We start from the raw sequence: 19,101 nt of genomic DNA, 5'->3' as shown, positions 1-19,101 counted from the left end.
GCCGCCGCGGCCGGGCGGCCACCGGCGTCGCGGCCCGGGGCCCGCCCGGTCAGCCGCCCGGCGATGGCCCGGCCGCGGCGGCGGCCTCCCGGTGGCCGCCGCGCTCGAGCTCCTCGGCGGCACGCGCGACGTTGCGCTGCATCCCGCCGAAGACGAGGCCGTGGAAGGGGGAGATGGCCCACCAGTACGCCTGGCCGAGCAGCCCCTGGGGGTGGAAGACCGCCCGCTGCCTGAACAGCGTGCGGCCCCGCTCGTCGGCGTCGGCGATGAGCTCCAGCCACGCCAGTCCCGGCAGGCGCATCTCGGCGCGCAGGCGCAGGAGGTGTCCGTCCTCGATCTGCTCCACGCGCCACCAGTCCAGGGCGTCTCCCACGGACAGGTCGCGCGGGTTGCGCCGGCCGCGGCGCAGCCCCGGCCCGCCGAAGACCCGGTCCATGAGGCCCCGCGCCACCCAGCCCATGCGCCACGAGTACCAGCCGTTGGCGCCGCCGATGCCCTCGATCACGGTCCACAGGCTGGCCCGGCTGGCCCCGACCAGGCGCTCACGCTCGTCGACCTGGAGGCTGCCGCCCGCCCACTCCGGGTCCTCCGGCAGCGGGTCGCTCGGGGCGTCGGCGGTCGACGCGGAGGACCAGGAGGTGCTCACGTCGAACTCCCGCACCCGCTGGAGCGCCAGCTCCACGGCCCGGTCGAAGCCGAGCAGCCCCTCCGGGGGGTCCGGCACGTAGCGGCGGATGTCGTCCTCCTTCGCCACCACCTCGTGGATGAGGGACTCCACCAGCGGCCGCGCCAGCCCGGACGGCACCGGGGTGACCAGGCCCACCCAGTGGCTCGCCAGCTTCGGCGTCAGCACCGGCACGGTGCGGATCACGCGGGCCGGCAGGCCGGCGACGGCGGCGTAGCGCTGCATCATCTGGCGGTAGGTGAGCACCTCCGGGCCGCCGATGTCGAACGTGCGGCTGACCTCCGGCGGGACGCGGGCCGCCCCCACGAGGTAGCGCAGCACGTCGCGCACCGCGATGGGCTGGATGCGGTTGTCCAGCCACTTCGGCGCCACCATCGCGGGCAGGCGCTCGGTGAGGTAGCGCATCATCTCGAACGAGGCGCTGCCCGAACCGATGATGACGGCGGCCTGCAGCACGGCCGTGGGCACCCCGCTCGCGAGGAGGATCTCGCCCACCTCCCGGCGGGAGTCGAGGTGGGGCGAGAGCTGCTCGTCGTCAGGGTGCATCCCGCCGAGGTAGACGATGCGCCCGACGCCTGCCTCGCGGGCGGCGACGGCGAAGGTGCGCGCCGTGCGCCGGTCGCGCTGCTCGAACGTGGCCCCCGTGGCGAGGGAGTGGATGAGGTAGTAGGCGACGTCGACGCCCTCCATCGCCGCGCGCAGCGCACCCACGTCCTGCGCGTCGGCCTGGACGACGTCCACCGCGCCGCGCCAGGCGCGGTCGGCCAGCCGGTCCGGGTGGCGTGCCATGGCGCGCACCGCGAAGCCGGCCGACAGGAGCTCGGGGACCAGCCGCCCGCCGATATAGCCGGTGGCGCCCGTGACGAGGGCGGTGAGCTGGCGTTGGTCGGACATCGGTCTAGACCTTCCGTGGGTTGCGCCGGGCGATCGCGGTGGTGAGCGCGGTGGCGAAGCCGCACCACGCGGCGTAGGGCGCCAGGGCGACTCCCGCACCCGGCCGTGCCCGGTAGGTGCGGCGGACCAGGTCGGCGCCGCTCAGGGCGAGCGCCGCGCACTCCGCGGCGGCCACCCAGGGGCGCCTGCCACGCCAGAAGAGCCAGCTCCAGCCGGCGTTCAGCACGAGGTTGCCCGCCAGCGCCCAGAGGTAGCGCCGGCGCTCCGGGTCCTCGCGCTCGTGCGCGTCCAGCGCCGCAGCGGCCGCGAGGGCGATGCCCAGGTACAGCGCCGTCCACACCACGGGGAACGCCACCGGCGGCGGCTGCCACGCCGGCTTGCGGAGCGCGCGGTACCACGAGGCCGACGGGTCCGTCGCGACCGACCCGGCCACCGCCGTCAAGACGCAGGCGACCGAGGTGCCCGCCACCGTCGCCGCGCGCATCACGAGCCGGCGGCTTCCTGGATCGTGCTCATGCGTCGTTCCTACCGCAGGGCTCGCGCCCCGGCGCGCCGAGCGCGCGATCGCCCCGCCCGGCGCGCGCGAGGACGGTACCTTCGGCCCAGCCGCGCTCGCCCAGGGCGTGGAGGTGGGGATGGAGAGGCGGATGACCCACGGGAGAGCGCGCGGCGCCACGGGGCCCGGGCCGGAGCGCACCGAGGTGCTGCACCGCGTCGCTGCCTTCACCGACGCCGCGGTGGCCATCGCGCTGACGCTGCTGATCCTGCCGGTCGTCGAGCTGGCCCCCGAGGCCGCCGACGCCCGGGTCGGGGCCCTGCTGGCCGACCACGTGGGCGAGCTCGTCAGCTTCGGCGTCTCCTTCCTCGCCATCGCCGCCTTCTGGCGCGGGCACCGCCGCCTCTTCGAGCAGGTGACGGACTATGACGACACGCTCGTGGGCCTGACGTTCCTGTGGCTGCTGGTCATCGTCGTCATCCCGTTCCCGACGGCGATGCTCGGCGCCGGCGAGGGGCCACGGATTGACACCACCAGCTTCTACCTCGCCACGCTGACGGTGGGGGCGGTGGTGGCGGCCGCCCAGACGGCGTACGTCCGGCGGCGGCCCGGGCTCCAGCGTGGTGGTGACGGGCCGGCCAGGCTGCGGGCGCTCCAGGCCCGGGAGGCCGCGTCCGCCGCCCTGTTCGCGGTCGCGACGGTCGTCGCGCTGGCGTGGCCCGTCCCGGCGCTGTTGCTGCTCCTCGCCATGCCGGTGGCCACCCGCCTCGGCACGGGTCTCGACCGGACCAGGCGCCGACGGCGTCGGTGAGGCCCCGTGGGGCCGCTGCACGCGAGCGTGCGGGGCCCGGCCGGGGCCGGGCCCCGCACCGGGGGATCGACGATGTGCGGCGGGGCCGCGGTCGCCGCGCTACGGGCGCGTGTGGCGGCCCGTGTCGCGGTCGGTGTCGGTGTCGACCTCTTCCTTGCGGACCTGCTCGGTGACCTCCCGCTGCTCGGTGACGGTGTCCTTGTTGAGCCGGACCTTTTCCACGGGCACGGTGTCCTTGTCGACGACGACCTCGTCCTCGTGGAGGGTTACCTCGGCCTCGTCGTCACCGATGGTGGTGGAGTGCCGGTCGCCGTCGGTGATCGGCTCGCGCTCGATCCGGACCTCCTCCCGGGTGACGGGGACGGTCTTGGTCACGTTCTCGGTGATGACGTACTTGCGCAGCCGCGCGCGGCCCGCCTCCCGCCGGCGGGTGCCGACGTTGACCTGCTCCTCGGACAGGACCACCGAGGCGTCGTCCCCGCGGTCGGTGTCGAGCCTGTCCCGGTCACGGAGCCCGCTCGTGCCCGCCGTGCCGCTCATCGTGGTGGTGGTGTCGACGTCGGTCCTGCTGTAGCCGGAGTCGTCGAGGTGGTAGTAGCGGTAGAGCTCGTCCTCCTCCGCCTCGGAGAGGTGCTGGTCCGTGTCGATCCTGGGCGCGTCCTTGACCATGGACTTGTCGTAGGGGACGCGCACGGTGTCACCCTCGACGGTGGCGGCGCTGAGCGGCACGAACGACTCGGACGTGCCGAAGAGGCCCGTCTTGGCGGTGACCCACGTGGGCTCGCCGGTGACGTCGTCGACGAAGACCTGGCCGACGGTGCCGATCTTGTCCCCGTCGTTCGAGACGACGGTGGCCTTGCTGTCGATCAAGTTTTGGATCTGCTCGGTGGTGATCATTTCTTCTCCTGGGGGTCGACGTCGGCGCGGCACCCGGATGAGGGCGCGCGCCAAGAAGGACTGGTGGTGGATGTCGTTGACGCGGCTCCGCGCGGTGCCGGCCCGCCCGGTGGGGCTAGGCCTGCTGCGGCGGGGCGTTGTCGATGCCGCCGAGCTGGCGGAGGAACTCGTGGCACTTCCTCGCGCGCTCGGAGTCCTCGGCCATGACCGACTCGAAGAAGGAGGCGATCTCCTCCTTGCCCGCGTTCCGGGCGTCGCGGACGTACTGGCCGTAGTCGTGCCCGGCCTTGAGGGAGTGGTACTGCACCGAGATGAGGTCGTACGTGACGTCGTCGAAACCGGTCTCTCCGGTTGCCATTGGTGTCCTCCTCCAATCGGCTTGTCGGGACCATCGAGAGCGTTCGGTGCGCGGCCGGCCAGGCGTTCCCGAGGTGTGCTTTACAACGTACGCGCCCGCGTCGCGCCCGCAACCGCAGGGAGTGAGCATCCGATCCGGGTTCGGACGCGGGAGCGCCGACATGGGCCCCGCAGCGGTGCCGGCGCCCCGCCGTCGGGCGCCCCCGATGGCAGCCGGGCGGCGGCGCAGCGAAACTGACGGGACGGATCGAGGCAAGGAGCGTCCATGCTGGGTCTTCCCGACGGTGTGCGGGCATGCCTGTTCGACCTCGACGGCGTCCTCACGCGCACGGCAGAGGTCCACCGTGCCGCCTGGTCCCACGCGTTCGACGGCTACCTGCGCGAGCGCGCGCGCCGCACCGGGTCGACGTTCGTGCCCTTCGACCCACGGGCCGACTACGCCACCTACGTCGACGGGAAGCGGCGCGTGGACGGGGTGCGGGACTTCCTGGGCAGCCGCGGGATCGTCCTTCCCGAGGGGACGCCCGAGGACGGGCCCGCGACGGAGACGGTCTACGGCCTCGGCAACGGGAAGAACGAGCTGCTGCTCCGGCTCATCGAGGACGACGGTGTCGAGGTGTACGAGGGCAGCCGTCGCTACGTCGAGGCCGCGCGGGCCGCGGGGCTCGCTCGGGCGGTGGTCTCGAGCAGCGCCAACACGCGTCTGGTGCTCGGCGTGACCGGCATCGCCCCGCTCTTCGACGGCGTGGTCGACGCCGTCGTGGCCCGGCAACGGGGCCTGACGGGCAAGCCCGCCCCCGACACGTTCCTCGAGGCCGCACGCCGGCTCGGTGTGGAGCCCGCGGACGCCGCCGTCTTCGAGGACGCGCTGGCCGGGGTGCAGGCCGGCCGGGCCGGCGGCTTCGGCTACGTCGTCGGGGTGGATCGCCTCGGGCAGGCGGACGCGCTGCGCGCCAGCGGCGCCGACGTGGTGGTGCGGGACCTGGAGGAGCTGCTGTGAGTGACTCGCGCGTGCTGCCCGTCGAGCCCTGGTGCCTGCGCGAGCCCGAGCTCGACCTGGACCTGCTGGGGCAGACGGAGTCGCTGTTCGCGCTCTCGAACGGGCATCTCGGGCTGCGGGGCAACCTCGACGAGGGCGAGCCCAACAGCACCCCCGGCACGTACCTGAGCTCGTTCTTCGAGCGCCACCCGCTCCCCTACCCGGAGGGCGGGTACGGGTACCCGGAGTCGGGCCAGACGATGGTCAACGTCACCAACGGCAAGCTCATCCGGCTGCTGGTGGACGACGAGCCCTTCGACGTGCGCTACGGGAGGCTGCTGAGCCACGAGCGGGTCCTGGACTTCCGCGCCGGGACGCTCTACCGGGAGGCCGAGTGGGTCTCGCCCGCGGGCCGGCGGGTGCGGATCCGGTCCACGCGCCTGGTCTCCTTCGCGCAGCGCGCGATCGCCGCGATCGCCTACGAGGTGGAGGCGATCGACTCCGAGACCCGGGTCATCCTGCAGTCCGAGCTCGTCGCTAACGAGGCGCCGCCCGAGATGCACAGCGACGACCCCCGCGTGGCGGCGGCGCTGGACGCGCCCCTCGAGGCCGTCGCCCAGGACGTCGAGCAGCACGGGGCGGTGCTGGTGCACCGCACCCGGCGCAGCCGCCTGCAGATCGCGGCCGGGATGGACCACGACATCGAGTCGCCCGTGCAGTACGACGTCGAGAACGAGGCCCGCGACGACTGGGCGCGGACCACCGTCGTCAGCGTGCTGCGGCCCGGGCAGACGCTCCGCCTCGTCAAGTACGTCGGGTACGGCTGGTCGGCGACCCGGTCGGACTCGGCCCTGCGGGACCAGGTCGCGGCCGCGCTGACCAGCGCGCGCTACGCGGGGTGGGACATGCTCGCGATGGCGCAGCGCAGGTACCTCGACGCGTTCTGGGCGTCCGCCGACGTCGAGGTCGACGGTGACCCGGTCGCGCAGCAGGCGGTGCGTTTCGGCCTGTTCCACGTGCTCCAGGCCGGCGCCCGCACCGAGCGCCGCGCGATCGGCGCGAAGGGGCTGACCGGCACCGGGTACGGCGGCCACACCTTCTGGGACATCGAGGGCTTCGTCCTGCCCGTCCTCACCCTGACCGCGCCCGAGGCGGCGGCGGACGCCCTGCGCTGGCGCGCCTCGACGCTGGACCTGGCGCGGCAGCGTGCCGGCACCCTCGGCCTGGCCGGCGCCGCCTTCCCGTGGCGGACCATCGGCGGCGAGGAGACCTCGGCCTACTGGCCGGCGGGCACGGCGGCCCTGCACGTCAACGCGGACATCGCCCGGGCGCTGGAGGAGTACCGCCTCATCACGGGCGACGAGGAGCTCGAGACGGAGTGCGGCCTGGAGGTCCTCGTCGAGACGGCCCGGCTGTGGCGCTCGATCGGTCACCACGACCGGCACGGCCAGTGGCACGTGGACGGCGTCACCGGGCCGGACGAGTACACCGCCGTCGTCGACGACAACGTCTTCACGAACCTCATGGCGGCGCGCAACCTCCGCGCCGCCGCCGAGGCGTGCGCGCGGCACCCGCGCGAGGCCGGTGACCTCGGCGTGACGACGGAGGAGACCGCGACGTGGCGCAACGCCGCGGACGCGGTCTACGTGCCCTACGACGCCGAGCTGGGCGTGCACCCCCAGTGCGAGAACTTCACCAGGTTCGCCGAGTGGGACTTCCGGGACGACTCCTTCTACCCCCTGATGATGTCCGCGCCGTACTTCCAGCTCTACCGCAAGCAGGTCGTCAAGCAGGCGGACCTGGTGCTCGCCATGCACTGGTGCCCGGAGGCGTTCACGGCCGAGCAGAAGGCCCGAAACCTGGACTACTACGAGCGCCGGACCGTCCGGGACTCCTCGCTGTCGGCCTGCACGCAGGCCGTGCTGTGCGCGGAGACCGGCCACCTGCGCCTGGCGCACGACTACCTCCACGAGGCGGCGCTCGTGGACCTGCGCGACCTGCACCACAACACCAGCCAAGGGCTCCACATCGCCTCGCTGGCCGGGACGTGGACCGCCCTCGTCGAGGGGTTCGGCGGCCTGCGTGCCGGCGGCGAGCGGGTCTGCCTGGCCCCGGCTCTGCCCGACGCCATCACCAGGATGGCGTTCCGGGTGCGCTGGCGGGGCATGCTGCTGCTCGTCGAGATGACCGGCGAGGAGGTGCGCTGCAGCCTGCCCGACCAGGTCGACGCGGCGCTGCCGGTCCGGCTCTACGACGAGGAGCTCATGGTCACGTCCGCCGAGCCGGTCAGCCGCCCGTGCCGGCGCCGCGACCCGCTGCTGCCTCCGCCGACCCAGCCGCCCGGGCTCGGGCCCCGGGCGCGGTTCGCGGCCGCCGAGGTGTGACCGGCGCGGGACGGCGCCGGGGCGGCGTCAGCGTCCGAGCAGCGCGTCGAGGTCGACGTCCCCCTTGAGCAGGCGGCCCGCCTTCCCGAGCTCGACGAAGGCGATGGCGGGTCGCCGCCGTCCGCGCGCACCGACGCCCGCACGGCCCTGTCCCCGATGGCGTTGACGGCTCAGCATTGGGGCTCAGGCCCGGGGCGGGAGATAGGCGATGGCGTCGATCTCGACGAGGAACTCGGGGCGGCCGAGGGCGGCGACCTGCAGCACCGAGATCGCCGTCGGGTGCTGGCCCCACACCCGCTGGGAGGCGGCGAACCCCTCCCGGGCGTCCTGGCCGGCGACGAGGTAGACGGTCATCTTGGCGACGTCCTCGCGGGTGCCGCCGACGGCCGCCAGCACCGTCAGGAGGTTCTCGAGCGCCCGGGCGGTCTGCGTGGCCAGGTCTGTTCCGACGACGGCGCCGGCCGGGTCGACGGCGTTCTGGCCGCCGATGACCAGGAGCCTGCCGGGGCCGTCGAGGAGCACGGCCTGGGAGAACGCCGGGTTGGCGTGCATGCCGTCGGGGTTGATGTGGGTCAGCGTCATCACTGGTCTCCCGCCTGCGTGGTGGTGGAGCTGGCGGGCTCAGCCCAGCAGCTGCCGCATCGTCCCGAGGCTCTGCGGCGCGACGAGGATCCCGCGCTCGGTGCGGCTCCACCACTGGTGGGTCCGGCGCAGCTCCTCCCACGTGGAGTAGCGGTAGCGGAACACCCGGGCCCGGACGTAGCGCGGCCGGCGGCCGGCGAACGGGTCGGTCGCCAGCAGCCGCAGGGTGGCGCGGTCCGCCTCGAGCAACCGCATGAGGAACACCGTGAACCACCGGTGCTGCGCCGCCGAGCCCAGGGCGAGGAACCACATGCCCCAGTCGAGCCGCAGGTGGTAGGGCGCCCACTGCCGGGGCATGCGCCCGGGGGAGCCCGGCTTGCCCTTGAACTCGTACTCGCGCCAGTCGGTCGTGAACGGGTCCTCGTCCTCGGTGCCCTCGACGACCACCTCGTCCCGCCGGCGGGTGATGGAGCCGAACGCGCCGTAGGCGCCCGCGAGGTGCCAGCGGTTGAACGAGGCGTTCATCTTCTGGTGCCGGTCGAGGAGGTTCCGCGCCGGCCAGTAGCTCAGCACCACCATCACCGCGGTCATGGCGAGCACGAGGACGACGAACCACGGCGGCGTGGGCGCGTGCGGCTGCGTCCCGGGGCTCCACGGCAGGGCGGCGTCCAGCACGTCGTCGCCGACGGCGCTGAACGCGAGCAGCATGGTCAGCGCGTTGAGCCAGGCGAAGTTGCCCGAGAGCATCAGCCACCCCTGCGTGACGACGACGACGCCCGCGGCGATCGAGGCCACCGGCTGCGGCACGAAGAGCAGGAAGGGCACCACGAGCTGGGTGACGTGGTTGGCGGCCACCTCCACCTTGTGCAGGGGCCGGGGCAGGTGGTGGAAGAACCAGCTGCCCTGGTTCGGCATCGGCTGGGTCTCGTGGTGGTAGTACAGGCAGGTCAGGTCACGCCAGCAGGGGTCGCCGCGCATCTTGATCAGCCCGGCGCCGAACTCGAGCCGGAAGACGAGCCAGCGGAACAGGAAGATCACCGTCACGGGCGGGGCGACGGCGTCCGAGCCGAGGAACGCGGCGAGGAAGCCGGCCTCGAGCAGCAGGGACTCCCAGCCGAAGCTGTAGAACACCTGGCCCACGTTGACGATGGACAGGTACAGGGCCCAGACGACGCCGAAGGCGAGCAGCGGCAACCAGGGCGGCCCCGCCTGGGGGAGGCCGACGACGATGCTCGCCGCCACGACCCCGCCGGACCAGGCGACGGCGAGCAGCAGCCGGTCGGAGTAGCGCCAGTGGAACAGGCTCGGGGCCAGCCGGCTCGGCACGCGGGCGACGAACCGCGGCACCGGCAGCAGGCCGTGCTCGCCCAGCAGCGGGCGGAACTGGCGCAGGGCGGCGACGAAGCCGATGACGTAGACGGCGGCGATGCCGCGCTGCAGCACGAAGCGTGCCACGTCGTAGCTCTCTGCCGCGAACCAGTCCACGGCCGCGTCCCCTCCCCCTCCTGCTCCCATTGCACACCCCGGGCGGGGCGGTTGCAGCCCGAGCGGGGGGCGCACGGCGCGAGCGGGCGGCGTGCGGCGCGAGCGGGCGGCGTGCGGCGCGAGCCGGTGGCGGGGGCGCGAGCCGGTGGCGTGGCGGCGCGCGGCGCTCAGCCGGCCGCGTACCTCAGGGAGCCGGGGACCGCGGGGCACTCGCGCCCGATCTGCATGGGGGCGATCCGGCCCTGCTCACGCAGCCCGAGCAGGCGGGCGACCACCCGGTCGCGCAGCGCCCACGGGTCGATGGTGTTGAGGTAGATCTTCGTGCCGCCCTCGAACCCGGCGACGGTCGAGATCCGCCACTTCAGCATGATGCGCCACGGCATCGGGGCCCGGACCCCGACGGGTCGGTAGTGCCACTCCTCGTTCGTGGGGACCAAGACGCCCGTGGCGGCGTGGCAGGCGTGGACGACGTCGGACACCGCGCGCAGCTCGTCGTCGTCGTGCTCCCACGGGGCGTTGTGCGCGCTCTTGGAGTAGACCTCCAGCGTCGGGTAGCGGTGCCCGAACCCCGCGAAGGCGACGGCGTGGGTGTTCTCGGCCACGACGAGGTGGGCCGTGATGGCGTAGTTCAGCGCGGCGTCGTTGAACACGTCGGGGTTCGACGCAAGGCGCTCCAGCTCGGCCTCCATCTGGGCCCCCCGCTCGTCGATGGCGACGAGCTGCTTGTGGAGGTGGTCGAACGAGGCACCAGCCGGCCGCAGCCAGTTCTGGAACACCGCCACGTACCGGGCGTACGGGATCGCCTCGTAGAGCGAGCGCGCCGCCGCGGCGGTGTAGGCCGTGAAGTGGTGGTGCTCCCCGGGCGTGAGCGTCCCGGCGGAGGCCAGCTCGGCGTCGGTGGTGGCGCCGTCGACGACGTGCCGGCGGGCGACGACGAGGTCGTGCCCGCCCGCGAAGAAGGCGGCGGACAGGGCGAGCCGTTCCCCCTCCGTCATGGCGCTCCACTCGGCCTCGGTGCGCCCCTCGGCCAGCAGCCGGTCGTGGACGACGGCGAGCACGTGCGCGCGACCGGCGGGGGAGGCTAAGTAGGCGCGCCGGTGTGCCTCGGCTGCGGCCGGCGGCGCGTAGCCGTAGTTCGCGCGCCAGTACTCGTAGGGAAGGATCTCGAAGAGGTTGGGCACCCGGCGGAACTCGGCGACGGTGTCGTCCAGCCGCTCGGCGGGCAGGTTCTCCAGCACCTCCCAGCGGCCGCCGTCGCCCCGGCCGGGCCCGCCGTCGCCCCGGCCCGCTCGGCGGACGAGACGGGACTTCTCCGGCGGCGTCCGAAGATAGTTCCGCTCGCAGAACGCGCAGAGGCGGCCGGCGGCCGCCGGGTCCAGCGGTGCGGGCGCCGTCGCCGTGGCGCGCAGGGGCCGGTGGGCGCGCCCCGGCACCGTCCACACCTGGGTCCCGGTCAGGGGGTTGACCTGCTTGATGGTGCCGTCCGCCATCCGGGTCAGCGGCCCGCCGTCGGGCACGTCGGGCACGCGCATGGCTGCACCGTACGCGCGGGTCCGGGCGCGGACGCGGAATGCCGTCATCCCGTGTCGTGTTCGGGCAGGTATGGAGACCGTCACGCAGAACAAGGGCCAGTTCGAGATCGTCGTCGACGGCACGACCGCAGGGCTGACGCAGTTCGTCGACGACGACGGGCTGCGGATCTTCTTCCACACGGAGACCGGCAAGGAGTACGCCGGCCAGGGCCTGGCCGGTCGGCTGGTCGCGCGCGCGCTCGAGGAGACCCGCGCCGCCGGGCTGCGGGTCGTGCCCGTGTGCCCGTACGTGGCCGCCTACGTGGGGCGCCACCACGAGTACGACGACCTGGCCCGGCCGGTCACGCGGCGCGCGCTGCGGATCGTGCGGGACCACGAGCTGACCCTGGAGGCCGCGGCCGGGCCGGCTCCCGGCGAGCGGTCGTGAGCACCACCCGCCCGCGCCGCCGGCCCCTCTGCTCACCGCTCCTGTCCCGCCGGGCCGGAACCTCTCGACCGCGCGGGGCCCGGCTGCAAGACTGACGGCGCTCATCCGCTCCCGGACCCTCCGCCACGCGGCCTCTTCCCGAGGCCGGCCAAGCGGGCGGGGCGGAGGTGCGCTGCCGCATCGACGAGGGGACACGCCATGGCGCCCGACACGTACCTCGAGGGGCTGTCGAGGGCGGACTGCCTGAGGCTGCTCGCCACGGTGCCGATTGGTTGGCTCGCGTACTGCGGGTCGGGGCGGCCGCACCTGGTGCCGGTCAACTTCGTCGTCCATGAGAACGAGGTGGTCGTCGCCACCGGGTACGGCGGCAAGCTGGCGGCGGCGGCGCGCGACGCCGTCATGGCGTTCGGCGTCGAGTCGATCGACGTCGGGAACCGGACCGGCTGGTCCGTGACGGTGACGGGCCGGGCGCAGCTGATGGGCGACCCGCTCGTGAACGCGGCGCGGCCGGCCGTCGACTCGTGGGTCATCCGTGAGGAGGCGATCTCCATCGCCATCGGCATCGAGGATATCTCCGGCCGGCGGATCGCCACGACCGACGGCTGACGCGGTGCAGCGCTCTCGCGGGTGCGTCAGTTTTCGAGGGTGCGCGCACGCCGCGCGAACCAGCGGACGAACCCTCGTTGCCACGGTGTGTCGACGGCATGCCTGTCGTAGTGCGTCCTGACGTACCCGATCGCCTCCCGGGCCGTCAGCCCGCCGAGGGTGCTCATGCACGCCAGGGCGGTGCCCGTCCGTCCCCGGCCGGCGTGGCACGCGAGCTCGACGCGGCTGTGCGCGGCCTGCTGGTGCGCCAGGACGAGCGCCCGGGCCGCCCGGCGCCAGCCCAGGGGCAGCAGGAAGTCGGGCCACGGGACCCACCTGCTGTCCCAGCCGAGCGGGGGCGGGGGCAGCCCGGTGAGGTAGTACCCGTGGTCCGGGTCGGGGCCCCCGGGGGCCGGCCGTCTCAGGCCCCGCCCGCGCACGCGGCGCCCGTCGGGCAGCTGGAGGACGCCCGCCACCAGGGGCCAGGGCTCGAAGCCGTCGCCGGCCGCACGCCCGTCCGAGCCGCGCGCGGATCGCATCGCTCCAGTATCGGTGGCAGGACGCAGGCGGGCACCGTGAGCGCCGTCGGGAGGGAGTCCTCATGAGGGCCGTGACGATCACCGAGGCGCCCATGGCGGTGGCGGACCTGCTTGCCGTGGTCGACGGCGCACCGGTCGAGCTGGACGGCGCGGTCCGCGCCCGGATCGCGGCCGGTCGCCAGATCGTGGACCGTGCGCTCGCCGCCGGTCAGGCCGTCTACGGCCTGACGACCCAGGTCGGCCACGGCAAGGACACGCGGCTCACGGACGAGCAGGTCCGCGGCGAGCAACGCTTTCTCGTCATGTCGCACTTCGGGGGCGTCGGCCCGCCCCTGCCCACCGCTGCCGTGCGCGCCGCCCTGGCCGTGCGCCTGAACGGCATCGCCCGCGGCGGTTCGGGTGCCGCGGTCGCGGTCGCGGAGGCCCTGGCCGCCATGCTCAACGCCGGCGTCCATCCGATCGTGCCCGAGACCGGCTCGGTGGGGGCCGGCGACCTCTCGCAGATGGCCGGCATCGCGCAGGTCGCGATCGGCGAGGGCCGCGCGGAGCACCGCGGCGAGGTCCTGCCCGGCGGGGAGGCCATGCGACGCGCCGGGATCGTCCCGCTCGTGCTCGGCGGCAAGGACGGCCTGGCGCTGATCTCGGCCAACGGCGTCTCGGTCGGGCAGGCGGCGCTCGTGGGTGCGCGGGCCGCGCGGGCCGCGGAGGCCGCCGACGACGCCGCGGCGCTGTCGATGGAGGCCACGGGCGCCAACGTCTCGGTGATCGGGCCCGCCGTCGGGCGGGCCAAGCCGATCCCCGGGCAGGTCGCCGCCGCAGACCACCTACGTCGGATGCTCGCCGGCAGCGGCCTGACGGCGCCCGGCGGCGCCCGGTCCGTCCAGGACGCGCTCTCGTTCCGCGTCGTTCCGCAGGTCCACGGCGCGCTGCGCGAGTACGTGGCCGCGGCGTCGCACGCGGTCTGGACCGAGCTGAACGCCGCCGCCGACAACCCGCTCGTGTCCGTGCGCGAGCAGGCGACGATCAGCAACGGGAACTTCCATCCGATGGTGATGGCGATCGCGTTCGAGGCGCTGCGGATCGCCCTGGCGCACGTCGGGCAGCTGAGCGAACGCCGGATGGCGCACCTGTGGGACGCGTTCTTCCGGCAGGCGGGCGGCCGGCCCCCGGGCAGCCTGTACGGCCTGCCGCTGCGCTACCCGGCGGCGGCCCTGTTCTCCGAGCTGAAGCAGCTCGCGGCACCCGTGACGCTCGACACGCCGCCGCTCGACCTCGGCGTCGAGGACCATGCCACCGGCGCGCCCCTCAGCGTGCGCAGGACGGATGCCGCCCTCGACCTGCTGGACGACCTGCTGGCCATCGAGCTGCTGCTGGCCCGGGACGTGCTCGCCGCGGCGCCCAGCCGGCCCGTCCTCGGCGCGGGCACGGACGCGACCCTCCGCCGGGTCGAGCAGGTCATCGCCGCCGCCGGGCCTTTTCCCGACGACGTCCACCGCGCCCTGAGGGGGCCGCGGCCGGGGCGAGGAGACGCGTAGCGCGGAGGTCGTCACGCGGACGGGCCGTCGTCACGCGGACGGGCCGTCGTCACGCGGACGGGTCGAGGAGCGCGGCGATCGGCGCCGTCCGCACGACGTCGCGGACGGCCCGCGCGAGCTCGTCGTCCGCGGTGACGAGGGCGTCCGCCTGCAGCTGGGTGAGGGCCACGTACTCGGCGTCGAGGGTGGACGGCCAGCGCAGCCGGTCCGCCAGCTCCCACGCGCGGCGCCGGAGCACGGCGTCGCCGAGCAGCCTGATCTTCATCCGCCCCACGGCGGCGAGGCGGTCGAGCGCGACGTCGGCCGGGAGCTCGCCGCGGAAGACGGCCTCGTGCAACGCCGAGAGGGTGTGCGACCGCAGGAGCGTCGGGGCGAGGAGGGCGTGGACGTCGGGGACGGTGGCGCCCGTCGCCGCGAGGTGGAGGACGGCGCCGGCGTCGACGACGAACCTGGTCATCGAGGACCTCCGATCGGCAGGGGCATGTCGCAGTGTGGCATCGTGGGCGAGCGCGACCGGGCACTTTCGGGCGCGCTGGGTTCGACACCTGTCAGGGGTTGAGGAGGTCCGCCGCGGCCGCTCGCACGGCCGCGGTGATGCGCTCGATGCTGGGGGAGCGGAGCCGCCAGCGTTGCCAGTACAGCGACACGTCGATCCGCTCGCGGGCGGCGAGCCGGACCAGGCGGCCGGTCTCGAGGTCGTCGCCCAGCTGGTCCTGAGGCACCGCGCCCCACCCGAGCCCCGCGCGCACCGCGGCCAGGAACCCCTCCGAGGAGGGGACGACATGGGTGGGCGGGCTGCCGGTGACGCCGTGGGTCGCGAGCAGCCGCTGCTGCAGGTCGTCCTTGGCGTTGAACCGGATGACCGGCATGGCGGCCCAGTCGTACCCGCGCCCCTGTTCCCAGCGGCCGGCGAGCCGGGGCGCCGCCACCGGGATGTAGCGCATCGTCCCGAGCCGTTCGACCGAGCAGCCCTGGACGGCGACGGGGTCGGAGGTGACCGCCCCGAGGACGGCCCCGGCGCGCAGCAGCGCCGCGGAGTGGCCCTGATCCTCGACGTGCAGCCGCATGGTGACGTCGCTCCAGGTGGCGCACTCGTCCAGGACCCGGACGAACCAGGTCGCGAGCGAGTCAGCGTTGACGGCAACGGGCAGGTCCATGACCGGCGCCCCGCCGGCCGAGAGCTCCGCGAGGGCCTCGCTCTCCAGGAGCTGTTGCTGGCGCGCCAGCCCGAGCAGCACGTCACCGGCCCTCGTCGTCCGGGCCGGGATCGCGCGGACCAGGAGAACTTGGCCGACGTCGGACTCCAGTGCCCGGATGCGCTGGCTCACCGCCGAAGGGGTGACCGAGAGGTGCCGTGCGGCCGCCTCAAAACTGCCGGCATCGACGATCGCCATGAGCGCCGCGAGCTGTTCCGTCCGGACTCGCATGAAGAAATGCTAACCGGAGTGCAGAAAGTGTCGCTTCACTTCATGGGGCGGCCTCCTTAGGGTCGAGCCTGTGCCCGCTCTGCTCCCCGGCCTGTTCACCGGCCTCTCGCTCATCGTCGCCATCGGCGCCCAGAACGCCTATGTCCTGCGGCAGGGCCTGCTCCGCCACCATGTCGGCATCGTCGTGGCCATCTGCACGGTCTCCGACGTCCTGCTCATCGGCGTCGGGGTCTCCGGCGTGGGCTCGGTGGTGCGGGACCACCCCGCGGTGTTGACGGCTCTGCGGTGGGTCGGGGCGCTCTACCTCGCCGGCTACGGCGTCCGGTCGCTGTGGAGCGCGCGCCGGCGGCAGGCCCTCCGTGCGCTGGAGGGAGGACGTCCGGGGCGCAGAGCGGTGATCGCCACCACGCTCGCCCTGACCTTCCTCAACCCCCACGTGTACCTCGACACCGTGCTCCTGCTCGGCTCCATCGCCAACCAGTACGGCCCCGAGCGCTGGTGGTTCGCCGCCGGCGCCGTCCTCGGCAGCGTGCTCTGGTTCACCGGGCTCGGCCTCGGCGCGCGGCGGGCCTCCCGCGTGCTGAGCCGGCCGTCCACGTGGCGGGTCCTGGACCTCCTCATCGGCGTCGTCATGCTGACCCTCGCCGTCAGGCTGGTGCTCGGATGACCGACGCCCGCGGCCTGCCGAGGACCCGTGCTCACCTGGGCGGGAGCGACCTCGTGTAGGCGACCCCCTGCGCGACCCACCGCCGCAGGGCCTCCTCGGTCCGGGCCGCGGCGGTGTCGATGTGGAGCCAGCCGTCCATCGCCCGCCCGCGCATCTCCATGCGGCGCACGTGCGGCTCGTCGACCAACGACTCGGTCAGAGCTGGGTCGACCCGGAGCAGCAGCCCGCCCTGGCCGCTGGCGCCGACCGCCAGGTGGCCGTTCAGGAGGAAGGCCAGGCCACCGAACATGCGCTTCTCGGTGAGGCCGGGTTCGTCCCGCACGATCTCCCGGACGCGGTCGGCGAGGTCTTCCTCGTACGCCATGACGCCAGTATCGCGCGGACGGACGGGACGACGGCCCACGAGGTCTAGGCGCGCCGACCGGCGACCAGGGGGAGGACGGCCGCAGCGACGATGAGCCCGGCGCCCATGGCGGCGGCCAGCGAGATGGACTCCCCGAACACGGCGGCGCCGAGCAGCAGCGCCACCACGACCTCCCAGTAGGACAGGCTCGAGAGCTCCGCGGCGCGCAGGTGCTTGCCGGCCACGACGAGCAGACCCAGGGCGAGCAGGCCGCAGACGAGGAAGAACGCGACGGCCCACGCCCAGTGCGTGGCGGTCATGCCGGAGATGTCGGGCCGCGTCAGCGCGACCATGCCCGCGGTGCCCAGGGTGCCGAAGGCGAAGTTCCAGAAGCTGCGGATGTCCGCCGGCATGTCGGTGCGGTAGCGGTAGCACAGGAGCGCCGCCCCGTAGAAGACCCCGGAGACGACGCCCAGCACGGTGCCCAGGACCGGCTGGTCGGAGCTCGGCGCCGGCTGCCCCCCGATCAGGCCGGCGGCCAGCATCATCCCGAGGAAGCTCCCCGCCAGGGAGAGCAGCTCGACACGGGTGATCGACTCCTTGAGCAGCACGCGGGCGAGGACGGTCGCCAGGACCGGGCCGAGGTAGTGCAGCGCCACGGCCCGCGAGAGGTCGATGAGGACGGTCGCGGACAGGAGCGTCGCGAGCGACAGGCCGAGAAAGACGCCGCCGAGCACGACGGACCAGGACAGCCGGGTGCGGCGCAGGACGCCGAGGCGGCGCGCGACCGTGAGGATGGCCAGCATGCCGAGCGCGCCGACCAGCATGCGGCCCATCGTGAGCGCCTCGCCGATCAGCGCGCCGGGCGGGGCGGCCATCCGGCCGAACACGCCTGCGGTGCCCATCGCGGTGGCGGAGACGACGATGGCGAGCACACCGAGCCGGCGGTTGGGGCGCGGGGCGCCGGACGGCACCCGGCGGACCGGTGCCGGCTCAGGCGGGACGACTTCGTGCGCGCGCACGGGCGCGTCGACGGACAGGGCCACAGAACTCCTCAGGGCGAACGCGCCGAGGCGCGCAGAACGGGTGGGTGTTCCCCGCTCTGTCATCGGACCTGAGAGCTTTCGCGGGCCGGGCCCGCTTACACCGTCGGTGAACCCGTGAGGGTTGCTTTCCAGAGGAGCCTCGCCGCGGCGGTCTGGGGGGCCTGAGAGATTCCCGGGGAGGTTGCTCCTTCGGCGCCCGCTGCTGCGGGACTCTCCCGCTGCGGTTCGGTGGCATGTTCAGTTGTCAGGTCAAGTATGCCGCATCGGACGTCAGTAGGACCAAACGCGCGGTCCCCGCGGGGTGTGGTGTTGGTCGCCGGCTCCGGCCGGGGCATGACGCGCCGGGCCTCCTGATCGTGCTGGCGTCGCCGCGGTCAGTAGTAGGTCGGCGGCCGTTCGCGGGGATCGGCCCGGACGAGGTCGAGCCGGGGATCCGCGACGAGCTCGTCGATGGCCGACTGGTCGGCACCGATCCCGGCCCAGTGCGGGTCGACGTCCCTGGCGACGCACCAGGCGTGGTCGGCCGGCCAGACGAACGCGGGCTCGGCGAGGGACCTCGGGCGGCCGGGCCACATCTCGGCGGCGCCCCAGTCCCCGAAGTCGGTCAGCCTCCCCTGGAACAGGTAGAAGGCGCGGTTCGGGACGACGACCTTGGGCCCGTCCAGCACCGAGCGGGGAAACGCCGGCGCGATCGGTGGGCCACGGCGCAGGCCCGCTGCCGGGTCGCTGTAGACCGCGGGGAGCGCGCGCCGGCGGCCCGTGGCCCGCCGGAGCCGTCGGGCGAGGGCCGAGACGGCGCCGGTCAGCGGGTTGACGGGCCGGGCGCCCTCGCCACCCTCGAGGTCGCCCCAGCCGTCCCAGAGACAGAAGTAGCACCGGTCGGGCGTGTCCGTGTGGCGCGCCAGCGTGTCCAGCGCGCCGCGCAGCTGCTCGCTCTCGGGCGGCGCATCCTCGGCCGGGTGGACGTCGTTCTCGCTCTGCCCCGGGTGCGTGGGGTCGGGCAGGAACCGCAGCCGGGCGTACGCCGGGAAGCCTCGCGGGCCGAAGGTGACCAGCTCGTCCCACGGCTGGTCGCTCCGGGCGATCCAGGCCGCTGCCGACAGGTCCGGGCTCGGGGTCAGCGCCACACGCCCATCCTGCCCGGTCACGGCCTCCGGCACCCCGTCCCGGGAGCTCAGGTTTGCCCGCGGGGGTGGTGCGGTGCGGCAGTCGAATTTCACGGATTTTCTTCGCTGTCTTCTGTTTGTGTTCTCCGCTACGTTCGCGGTGCACGCGGAAACCTGCAGAACTGCCCCGTCCCCCGGCCCGCACCGTCGCCAGGGGAGGCCGTGAGGCGAGCGCCGTCGGCGAGCGTCCTTCGCGGTCGACCCGGGGACTTCTCAGAGGAGGGCTGCTGTGGTCCAGACTGCTCCGGACGCACGCCAGGGTCG

20 protein-coding genes and 1 riboswitch are annotated in these 19,101 nt (G+C 74.1%); of the genes, 7 read left to right on the top strand and 13 right to left on the bottom strand.

The genetic code is table 11. The features are described 5' to 3' along the window. Positions 1-49: 49 nt before the first annotated feature. Positions 50-1,579 carry an SDR family oxidoreductase gene (locus EJK16_RS12940; RefSeq protein WP_127129967.1) on the bottom strand — a complete coding sequence of 510 codons (1,530 nt, stop codon included), beginning with the start codon at positions 1,577-1,579 and terminating at the stop codon, positions 50-52. 4 nt (positions 1,580-1,583) lie between these two features. Further along, positions 1,584-2,063: a TspO/MBR family protein gene (locus EJK16_RS12935; RefSeq protein ID WP_127129965.1), complete on the bottom strand. Its 480-nt coding sequence runs from the start codon at positions 2,061-2,063 to the stop codon at positions 1,584-1,586. Positions 2,064-2,226: 163 nt separating this feature from the next. Between EJK16_RS12935 and EJK16_RS12930 the strand changes: the two genes are divergently transcribed. Next, positions 2,227-2,886 carry a TMEM175 family protein gene (locus EJK16_RS12930; RefSeq protein WP_164737341.1) on the top strand — a complete coding sequence of 220 codons (660 nt, stop codon included), beginning with the start codon at positions 2,227-2,229 and terminating at the stop codon, positions 2,884-2,886. A gap of 99 nt (positions 2,887-2,985) precedes the next feature. On the opposite strand, the gene EJK16_RS12925 is transcribed toward EJK16_RS12930, so the two are convergent. Beyond that, the gene (locus EJK16_RS12925; RefSeq protein WP_127129961.1) at positions 2,986-3,783 is read right to left on the bottom strand and encodes a DUF2382 domain-containing protein; all 798 of its coding nucleotides are present in this window, start codon (positions 3,781-3,783) and stop codon (positions 2,986-2,988) included. 115 nt (positions 3,784-3,898) lie between these two features. Further along, entirely contained in the window at positions 3,899-4,141 is a 243-nt protein-coding gene (locus EJK16_RS12920; protein ID WP_127129959.1) for an acyl carrier protein, read from the bottom strand. 264 nt (positions 4,142-4,405) lie between these two features. Here EJK16_RS12920 and EJK16_RS12915 point away from each other — a divergent pair, with 264 nt between their 5' ends. Both EJK16_RS12915 and EJK16_RS12910 read left to right on the top strand, forming a co-directional pair. Next, positions 4,406-5,140 carry a beta-phosphoglucomutase family hydrolase gene (locus tag EJK16_RS12915; protein ID WP_127129957.1) on the top strand — a complete coding sequence of 245 codons (735 nt, stop codon included), beginning with the start codon at positions 4,406-4,408 and terminating at the stop codon, positions 5,138-5,140. Further along, positions 5,137-7,503 carry a glycoside hydrolase family 65 protein gene (locus tag EJK16_RS12910; protein WP_127129955.1) on the top strand — a complete coding sequence of 789 codons (2,367 nt, stop codon included), beginning with the start codon at positions 5,137-5,139 and terminating at the stop codon, positions 7,501-7,503. Before EJK16_RS12915 ends, EJK16_RS12910 begins: the two co-directional genes overlap by 4 nt. A 183-nt stretch (positions 7,504-7,686) precedes the next feature. Here EJK16_RS12910 and EJK16_RS12905 read toward each other — a convergent pair whose 3' ends face one another. From EJK16_RS12905 to EJK16_RS12895, 3 genes are all read right to left on the bottom strand, one after another. Further along, a complete protein-coding gene (locus EJK16_RS12905; RefSeq protein WP_205739751.1) occupies positions 7,687-8,085 on the bottom strand; it encodes a RidA family protein in 399 nt (132 codons plus the stop codon). Positions 8,086-8,124: 39 nt separating this feature from the next. After that, positions 8,125-9,570, bottom strand: coding sequence for a lipase maturation factor family protein (locus tag EJK16_RS12900; protein WP_127129951.1), 1,446 nt, complete (start codon positions 9,568-9,570; stop codon positions 8,125-8,127). A 167-nt stretch (positions 9,571-9,737) separates the two neighbouring features. Further along, the gene (locus EJK16_RS12895) at positions 9,738-11,102 is read right to left on the bottom strand and encodes a DUF4921 family protein (RefSeq protein WP_127129949.1); all 1,365 of its coding nucleotides are present in this window, start codon (positions 11,100-11,102) and stop codon (positions 9,738-9,740) included. 70 nt (positions 11,103-11,172) lie between these two features. On the opposite strand from EJK16_RS12895, the gene EJK16_RS12890 reads away from it, so the two are divergent. Together EJK16_RS12890 and EJK16_RS12885 are read left to right on the top strand one after the other, a co-directional pair. Next, a complete protein-coding gene (locus EJK16_RS12890) occupies positions 11,173-11,529 on the top strand; it encodes a GNAT family N-acetyltransferase (protein ID WP_127129947.1) in 357 nt (118 codons plus the stop codon). A gap of 198 nt (positions 11,530-11,727) precedes the next feature. Then, positions 11,728-12,135 (top strand): pyridoxamine 5'-phosphate oxidase family protein, encoded by a 408-nt coding sequence (locus EJK16_RS12885; RefSeq protein WP_127129945.1) that lies wholly within the window; start codon positions 11,728-11,730, stop codon positions 12,133-12,135. 26 nt (positions 12,136-12,161) lie between these two features. Here EJK16_RS12885 and EJK16_RS12880 read toward each other — a convergent pair whose 3' ends face one another. After that, on the bottom strand, positions 12,162-12,653 hold the full coding sequence (locus EJK16_RS12880; protein ID WP_240646029.1) for a protein phosphatase: 492 nt from the start codon (positions 12,651-12,653) through the stop codon (positions 12,162-12,164). Positions 12,654-12,715: 62 nt separating this feature from the next. On the opposite strand from EJK16_RS12880, the gene EJK16_RS12875 reads away from it, so the two are divergent. Beyond that, the gene (locus EJK16_RS12875; RefSeq protein WP_127129943.1) at positions 12,716-14,188 is read left to right on the top strand and encodes an aromatic amino acid ammonia-lyase; all 1,473 of its coding nucleotides are present in this window, start codon (positions 12,716-12,718) and stop codon (positions 14,186-14,188) included. A 49-nt stretch (positions 14,189-14,237) separates the two neighbouring features. Here the strand turns inward: EJK16_RS12875 and EJK16_RS12870 are convergent, their stop codons facing one another. Both EJK16_RS12870 and EJK16_RS12865 read right to left on the bottom strand, forming a co-directional pair. After that, positions 14,238-14,645 carry a type II toxin-antitoxin system VapC family toxin gene (locus tag EJK16_RS12870; RefSeq protein ID WP_127129941.1) on the bottom strand — a complete coding sequence of 136 codons (408 nt, stop codon included), beginning with the start codon at positions 14,643-14,645 and terminating at the stop codon, positions 14,238-14,240. Positions 14,646-14,736: 91 nt separating this feature from the next. Then, positions 14,737-15,615 carry a LysR family transcriptional regulator ArgP gene (locus EJK16_RS12865; RefSeq protein WP_127129939.1) on the bottom strand — a complete coding sequence of 293 codons (879 nt, stop codon included), beginning with the start codon at positions 15,613-15,615 and terminating at the stop codon, positions 14,737-14,739. 70 nt (positions 15,616-15,685) lie between these two features. On the opposite strand from EJK16_RS12865, the gene EJK16_RS12860 reads away from it, so the two are divergent. Beyond that, on the top strand, positions 15,686-16,282 hold the full coding sequence (locus EJK16_RS12860; RefSeq protein ID WP_127129937.1) for a LysE/ArgO family amino acid transporter: 597 nt from the start codon (positions 15,686-15,688) through the stop codon (positions 16,280-16,282). A gap of 31 nt (positions 16,283-16,313) precedes the next feature. Here the strand turns inward: EJK16_RS12860 and EJK16_RS12855 are convergent, their stop codons facing one another. The 3 genes from EJK16_RS12855 to EJK16_RS20285 all read right to left on the bottom strand — a co-directional run bounded on the left by EJK16_RS12855 (position 16,314) and on the right by EJK16_RS20285 (position 18,798). Beyond that, a complete protein-coding gene (locus tag EJK16_RS12855; protein ID WP_127129935.1) occupies positions 16,314-16,646 on the bottom strand; it encodes a TfoX/Sxy family protein in 333 nt (110 codons plus the stop codon). 44 nt (positions 16,647-16,690) lie between these two features. Next, complete coding sequence (locus tag EJK16_RS12850) at positions 16,691-17,671, bottom strand: DMT family transporter (protein ID WP_205739750.1); 981 nt, start codon at positions 17,669-17,671, stop codon at positions 16,691-16,693. Positions 17,672-17,809: 138 nt separating this feature from the next. Beyond that, positions 17,810-17,899: riboswitch (glycine riboswitch) on the bottom strand. Between the two features lie 146 nt (positions 17,900-18,045). Further along, entirely contained in the window at positions 18,046-18,798 is a 753-nt protein-coding gene (locus tag EJK16_RS20285; protein ID WP_240646028.1) for a hypothetical protein, read from the bottom strand. Positions 18,799-19,101 lie beyond the last annotated feature (303 nt).

This window comes from Georgenia sp. SYP-B2076 (assembly GCF_003991205.1).
Lineage (GTDB): Bacteria > Actinomycetota > Actinomycetes > Actinomycetales > Actinomycetaceae > Georgenia.
The sequence above is the reverse complement of the archived record's forward strand: the minus strand, read 5'-3'. Positions and strand labels throughout refer to the sequence as shown.